General features: G+C 64.7%; 6 protein-coding genes. 2 read left to right on the top strand and 4 right to left on the bottom strand.

Annotated elements, in window-relative coordinates:
• The first annotated feature begins 211 nt into the window (after positions 1-211).
• Entirely contained in the window at positions 212-979 is a 768-nt protein-coding gene (locus QCE73_RS24945; protein WP_309884006.1) for a glycosyltransferase family 2 protein, read from the top strand.
• On the opposite strand, the gene QCE73_RS24940 is transcribed toward QCE73_RS24945, so the two are convergent.
• From QCE73_RS24940 to QCE73_RS24925, 4 genes are all read right to left on the bottom strand, one after another.
• A complete protein-coding gene (locus tag QCE73_RS24940) occupies positions 980-2,992 on the bottom strand; it encodes a glycoside hydrolase family 28 protein (protein ID WP_309884005.1) in 2,013 nt (670 codons plus the stop codon). It lies immediately after the preceding gene.
• A gap of 288 nt (positions 2,993-3,280) precedes the next feature.
• On the bottom strand, positions 3,281-4,609 hold the full coding sequence (locus QCE73_RS24935; protein ID WP_035499808.1) for a HAMP domain-containing sensor histidine kinase: 1,329 nt from the start codon (positions 4,607-4,609) through the stop codon (positions 3,281-3,283).
• A complete protein-coding gene (locus tag QCE73_RS24930) occupies positions 4,606-5,349 on the bottom strand; it encodes a response regulator (protein WP_035499809.1) in 744 nt (247 codons plus the stop codon). Before QCE73_RS24930 ends, QCE73_RS24935 begins: the two co-directional genes overlap by 4 nt.
• Positions 5,336-5,479, bottom strand: coding sequence for a hypothetical protein (locus QCE73_RS24925; RefSeq protein ID WP_309884004.1), 144 nt, complete (start codon positions 5,477-5,479; stop codon positions 5,336-5,338). Before QCE73_RS24925 ends, QCE73_RS24930 begins: the two co-directional genes overlap by 14 nt.
• Before the next feature lie 240 nt (positions 5,480-5,719).
• Between QCE73_RS24925 and QCE73_RS24920 the strand changes: the two genes are divergently transcribed.
• The gene (locus tag QCE73_RS24920; RefSeq protein ID WP_309884003.1) at positions 5,720-6,259 is read left to right on the top strand and encodes a thioredoxin family protein; all 540 of its coding nucleotides are present in this window, start codon (positions 5,720-5,722) and stop codon (positions 6,257-6,259) included.
• Positions 6,260-6,441 lie beyond the last annotated feature (182 nt).

Raw genomic sequence — 6,441 nt, 5'->3', positions numbered from 1 at the left:
CGGCGAAAGGAGCTAAATGTGTTACCCATGTCCTGACACACCTGTTACCCATGTCTCCGGTCCATACACTGCTGCAAAGAAAGTGACTGCCGCCCCGCACAGGGGCAACGCCAATAAACCAACACGCCAACGGGATCCATCAAAACCCCAAAGCACCTCCCCCCACAGACGTTAAAATCCACCACATCCCTCCCGCTCGTCGCTTTTCTCAATGCCATCACCACGCGCATCGTCCACACATCTCGTCCTCATCCCAAGCTACGACCCTGGCGAGAAAGTCGACGAAACCGTGCGCGGCGCGCGGGAACAGTGGAATCCGGTATGGGTCGTCGTCGACGGCAGCACCGACGGCAGCGCCGAGCGCCTCTTAAAAATGGCCAAAACCGACCCCGGCCTTCACGTGATCGTGCTACCGGAGAACCGCGGCAAAGGCGCGGCGATTCTCGCGGGCCTCGACGAAGCCGCAAAACTCGGCTTCACCCACGCGTTGACGATGGACTCCGACGGCCAGCATCCCGCCGCGCTGATCGGCGCTTTCATGCAAACGTCGATGCGCGCGCCCGACGCGATGATCCTCGGCCGTCCGACATTCGACGCGAGCGCGCCGCAACTGCGCGTTCAGGGCCGGCGCATCTCGAACGGCTGGGCGAATCTGGAGACGCTCTGGATGGGCATCGGCGATTCGCTGTACGGCTTTCGCGTCTACCCGATCGCGCCCCTCGCCGCACTCATGCGCAAGCACACGTGGATGCGCCGTTTCGACTTCGATCCCGAAGCCGTGGTGCGCCTCTGCTGGCGCGGCGTGCGCCCGATCAACCTCGACGCCCCCGTACGCTATTTCACGCCGGAAGAGGGCGGCGTCTCGCATTTCCGCTATGGCCGCGACAACGCGCTGCTCACATGGATGCACGCGCGGCTTCTTTTCGGCTTCGTGCTGCGCTTGCCCTTGCTCATCGCGAGACGCCTGTCCGGGCGATGATCAGCGCGGATCGCTGACCGTCGAATTCATCGTCACGCCCGCGATCACCGTGTTCTTCAACACGATGTCGTGCACGTTGTACGCGTAGATCGGGCCGGGCGTCGTCGCGGTGGCGGGACCGGCCGCAACGGGCGTGCCGAAATCGCAATCCGTGATCGTCACGCCGGTGATCGCCGGAATCGCGGGCGTCGGCGCGGGGCCGTTGTAATCGAACGCGACCGGGCCTTGCGCGACGATCGCCTGAAAGCACGAAGCGGTCACGCCGTTCAGCGACACATTGCTCGCCTTCACGTTCGAGATGTTCACGTTCTGCACGAGCGCGGGCCGCGTGCGGATCGCGTCCTTCGACGGCTGATAGTCGCAGTCGAACGTGATGATCCCGCCCTGCGCCGCCGACGGATTCGCCGCCGCCGCCGTCGCCACGCCGAGCGGCACCGTCGCGTTGATCGGGCTGCCCGCGAGCAGGCTGCTGCCGTATCCGGACGGCGTGAGGCTCACGCCGTTGGGCAGCGTCACGTTGTCCACGTAGAAATCCTTCACGAAGCCGCCGCGATTCATGTTCGTCTTGATGCGGATTGCGATGTTCAGCGAATTCGTCGCCCAGAACTTGTTGAGCATCTGCAGATTGCGCGCATAGATCTGCTGCACGCCGCCGCCCATCTCGCTGCCGAGCGTGATGCCGCCGTGGCCGCTGTTCATCGTGCAATTCTGGATGACGTGGTTCTGCGCCGGGCCGTATTGCGTGTCGAGATCCTTGCCCGACTTGATCGCGATGCAGTCGTCGCCGGTGTTGAACGTGACGTTCTCGCACAGCACCATGTCGCAGGCGTCGGGATCGAAGCCGTCGTTGTTCGGGCCGATGCTGTCCACCGTCACGCTGCGCATCACGACGTTCTGGCAATCGGTCGGATGGTGTTGCCAGAACGGCGTGTTGTTCGTGCGATAACTTTCCATCAGCACATTCATGCAGCCGATGAACTCCACCATGCAGGGCCGCAGATAATGGCCGACGCCGAAGATGCGCTTCTCGATCGCGACGCCCGCCTCCGATAGCGCGGGCAGGTAGTTCTGGTCCTGTTGCCAGGGCGTGGCGGGATCGGTGAGTTTGGCGTAGAGCGCATCGGGGATGCCGGGCACGGCGGTTTTCAGATCGACGTTGTTCGCGTTGCTCGATGCCTGCGAAGGCGTCGACGAATTCACGCAGCCATAGACGCCGTTGTTGCCCTTCCATGTCCACCAGCAGGTCGCGGTGTTGCCGCTGCCGGCGAAGGGCGTCATCGCCTGGCCGTTGAGCACGGATGTATCGCCTTCGCCCGTGACCGCGATGTTCTTCTGGTTGCGCGCGTAGACCGGCGGGCCGTAGTTGAGGCAGTCGTTCGCCTGCCAGCGGCTGTAGAAGAGCTTGCCGTTCGGGCCGCAATCGATCGGGCCGTCCTTCGCGTAATCAGCGGGATTCGGGCTGAAGTAGACCGTGCAGTTCGCTGACAGATGGAAGTCGACGTTGGACAGCAGCACGATCGGGCCGGCGCAATACCACGCGCCCGCCGGCACGACGACATGCCCGCCGCCCGCCGCGTTGCAGGCCGCGATGGCCGCGAGAAACGCTGGACGCGAGTCGAAGGAGCCGGGCGCGTTGGTCTGATCGGCGCCGGTGCTCAATGGCGATTTCGTCGGATCGGTGTACGGATTCGCCGCCGCGACGACCGCGCAGGGCTTCGCGCCGTAATCGGTGACGAGGAACTGGCGGCTCGGAAACATCGACGTCGATACGCTTTGCAGCGCGTTCACGATCTGCGTCGCCGAACCGGACGCACCCCAGATCGGGTCCGGTGCGGCGGGCGGCGGCGTCGAGCCGGAGCCTGAATTCGAATCGTCGTGGCCGCCGCAGCCCGCGAGCGTGCCGAGCGCGCCCATCGCACCGAAGAGCGGCGCGCCCGCCGAAATGCCCGCGAATTTGACGAACGTGCGGCGCGCGACGGATCGCACCGCCGATGCGTGTTTCGGTTGCTTCATGAAAGTCTCCTCGATGCGGATTTTTTGAGCGCGCGCGAAGCGCACGGACGCACGGCGCGGCGTCCGGTCTGAGATTCGAAGGGAAGGGTGAAGCGGGCGTCAGCCGGAAGGCTGCGAGGGAGAAAACAAACGATGTCGTACAACATCAGCGCGGCGGGGCATGGCGTCTCCAGCGATGTCCGGTGCGCGCGTGGGGCCGCGCGTCATGGAGCAAACGTTAGCGGAGATCGCTATCGAACGTCAAGCGGGGCTAACGTGTAGTCCACGTTCGATATGGGACGTCGTATGTTAAGTCGCCTTTTTCAGGACGAGACGCGCTTCCAGCCCGCCGCCTTCGCGATGATGCAGCGTGAGCGACGCGTCCATCGCGAGCGTGAGTTGCCGCGCGATGGCAAGCCCCAGACCCGTGCCGCCGGTTTGCCGGTTGCGCGAGCCTTCCAGCCGCACGAACGGCTCGAACACCGCCTCCAGCGATTCGTCGGGAATGCCCGGCCCGCGATCGAGCACGGCGATGACGGCGCGGCCATCGTCCCGCGTCGCGACTTCGATTTCCGCCGCGCCGGAATACTTGATCGCGTTATCGACGAGATTGCCCACGACGCGCTTCAACGCCTGCGGAGGCGCCATCAGCGCGCCGCTGATATTGCCGCGCAGCGTCACCGATTGCCCGGCATCGAGATAGTCATCGACGATGCTCTCGAACAACGAGTCCGGATCGATGCGGCGCGGCGCTTCGTTCGTGCCGTGCAGCGTGCGCGCGTAGGTCACGCCTTCCTTCACGAGCGACTCCATTTCCTTCAGGTCCTGCTGAAGCTTCGCGCCGGCGGCTTCGTCGTCCATTACATCGACGCGCAGGCGCATGCGCGTGATCGGCGTCTGCAGGTCGTGCGTGATCGCCGCGAGAATCTGCATGCGCTGGGTCATGTACGTCGAGACGCGGTCCTGCATCGCGTTGAACGCCTTCGCCGCGCGCGCGACTTCCTCCGGCCCGGACTCGGGCAGGCGCTCGGCCTTGAGATCGGGACCGAGCGTGTCGGCGGCATTGGCGAGGCGCTTGAGCGGGCCCGTCGCGAGGCGCACCGCGAGCCAGCAGCACCCGCCGAGCACGATCAGTTGCAGCACCAGCACCAGCGGCAACCAGCCGGAGAGCGGCGTGCCGACCATCGGACGCATGTCGATGGTGAGCGGCGAGCCGTCCGACAGCCGCAGATGCACCTGGAAGCGTTCCTTGTCGCCCGGCACGGCGTTGACCGTCAGCGGATAGCGCTTGCCGATGCCCTCGCCGATGGACCGCGCAAAGCGCTCCGACAGCGCGGCATCCAGCGGCGCGCCCGTCTCGCCGGGTCCGAGAATGAACGTGTAGCTGCGGCGCGCGAGACGCGGCAGCCACGCTGCGCGCTCGTCCGGCGGCAGATGATCGAGCAGCGCGACCGAGCTCGCCACTTCGCGCTCGACGTAGCCCACCATCATGTGGGTCATCGAATCGTCGCGTTCGCGCATCGTCAGAAGGAACGAGAACGTCTGCGCGAGCGCCAGTCCGACGACGAGAATCAGCGCGAGCCGCGCGAACAGCGTGCGCGGCCAGTGCAGCAGGGAAGCGGGCGTTACCGTGCTCATTGCGAAGACTCGATCGGTTTGACCTCGGCCGAAAACACATAGCCTTCGCTGCGCAGCGTCTTGATGTAGCGCGGCTCGCGGGCGGTGTCGCGCAGACGCTGGCGCAGTCGCGACACGAGCAGGTCGATGGAACGGTCGAACGCATCGGCCTGGCGTCCTTGTGTCAGGTTCAGGAGTTGATCGCGCGTGAGCACGCGCTGCGCGTTGTCGAGAAACACGCGCAGCAGCCGGTATTCCGCGCCGGACAGCGCGACCATCGTGCCTTCGGCATCGAGCAGATGACGCGCGGTCGTGTCGAGCCGCCAGTCGCCGAATGCGAGCATCGGCGCGGATTCGCTCACTTCCATTCCCGGCGGCAACATGCGCGTGCGGCGCAGCACCGAGCGGATGCGCGCGAGCAGCTCGCGCACGGCGAAGGGTTTCGGCAGGTAATCGTCGGCGCCCATTTCGAGACCGAGAATGCGATCCGCTTCTTCGTTGCGCGCGGTCAGCATCAGCACCGGCACGTCGCGATACTTGCCCGCGCGCAGCTCGCGGCACAGCACGAGACCGTCTTCGCCGGGCAGCATCAGATCGAGCACGATCAGATCCGGCGCGCCTTGCTGCTCCAGCACGGCGCGCATCTGCCGGCCGTTCGCCGCGAGCGACACGCGCATGCCGTTCTTTTCGAGGTAGGTGGCGAGCAGTTCGCGAATGCCGCGATCGTCGTCGACGATCAATACGTGATCAGTGGTTTCCATCGATGGATCGTTGTCGTTGACGCTTGAGTTGCACCCGGCTCGGGCTGACCAGCAGACACTGAACCGGATGGGCCATTTCCGTCGCGATACCGCCTACGAGAAAGGCGAGAACCGCCAGCATGTGTTTCATTCGAAGCTCCCGCCGATGATGCGATGTCTGCGTTATAGCGCGCTTCGGCGGAAGTTTTGTATCGCAGTGTATCCCGCATGTCGCGCGATACATAACATTGCGCAGCGCGCCTTTTTCCGACACAAGCGGGATACGCGCGAGCAGTCCAATGCGGTCATGCCGATGAATACGTCGGCCTGCCGGGGCGACGGGTTCATATCGCGCCGCCCCGATTTTCTACCGCATTCAGAGGACTTCCACATGCTCGCCGCCATCAAGAACGCTGCCGCGTGCGCCGGACTGGCCGCCTGCGCGGCCATCGCGCCCGTGCACGCCGCCGCGCCCGCCAGCGCCAACACGCATTCCAACGCCGCGCCGGAATTCGCCGGCATCGACACATGGCTCAACAGCGCGCCGCTCACGCTCGCGCAGTTGCGCGGCAAGGTCGTGCTCGTCGATTTCTGGACCTTCGCGTGCGGCAACTGCGTCAACACGCTGCCGTCCGTGAAGTCGTGGCACCGGAAGTATGCGGACAAGGGGCTCGTCGTGATCGGCGTGCATACGCCCGAGTTTCCGTTCGAGCAGGACACGAACAACGTGAAGCGCGCGATCGAGCGCTTCGGCATCACGTATCCCGTCGCGCAGGACAACCGCTATGCGACCTGGGCTGCGTACGGCAATCAGTATTGGCCCGCGTTCTATCTGATCGACAAGCACGGGCAGGTGGCCTACACGCACGTCGGCGAGGGCGATTACGCGCAGACCGAAGCGGCGATCCAGAAGCTGCTGGCCGAGCGCTAATCCGGGTTTCGTATCGCAATGTATCTGGAACGTGCGCGATACAAAACATTGCACAAGACCCGCATACCGGACACAAGCCAGATACCTGCGGGGCTTCAAATACACACAACGACGGCTCACGAGTGAAACGCAAGACGAACACCGCGACGCCCGAGTGCCGTAACTCACACAACCGACCGATT

The organism is Caballeronia sp. LZ029, from assembly GCF_031451275.1.
GTDB lineage: Bacteria > Pseudomonadota > Gammaproteobacteria > Burkholderiales > Burkholderiaceae > Caballeronia > Caballeronia jiangsuensis.
Note: the sequence above shows the minus strand (reverse complement) of the source record. Positions and strands in the feature narration are given on the sequence as shown.

Excerpts from the sequence above, each read along its gene's own strand:
- QCE73_RS24945 (WP_309884006.1), top strand. The coding sequence starts at position 212 with ATGCCATCACCACGCGCATCGTCCACACATCTCGTCCTCATCCCAAGC.
- QCE73_RS24940 (WP_309884005.1), bottom strand. The coding sequence starts at position 2,992 with ATGAAGCAACCGAAACACGCATCGGCGGTGCGATCCGTCGCGCGCCGC.
- QCE73_RS24935 (WP_035499808.1), bottom strand. The coding sequence starts at position 4,609 with ATGAGCACGGTAACGCCCGCTTCCCTGCTGCACTGGCCGCGCACGCTG.
- QCE73_RS24930 (WP_035499809.1), bottom strand. The coding sequence starts at position 5,349 with ATGGAAACCACTGATCACGTATTGATCGTCGACGACGATCGCGGCATT.
- QCE73_RS24925 (WP_309884004.1), bottom strand. The coding sequence starts at position 5,479 with ATGAAACACATGCTGGCGGTTCTCGCCTTTCTCGTAGGCGGTATCGCG.
- QCE73_RS24920 (WP_309884003.1), top strand. The coding sequence starts at position 5,720 with ATGCTCGCCGCCATCAAGAACGCTGCCGCGTGCGCCGGACTGGCCGCC.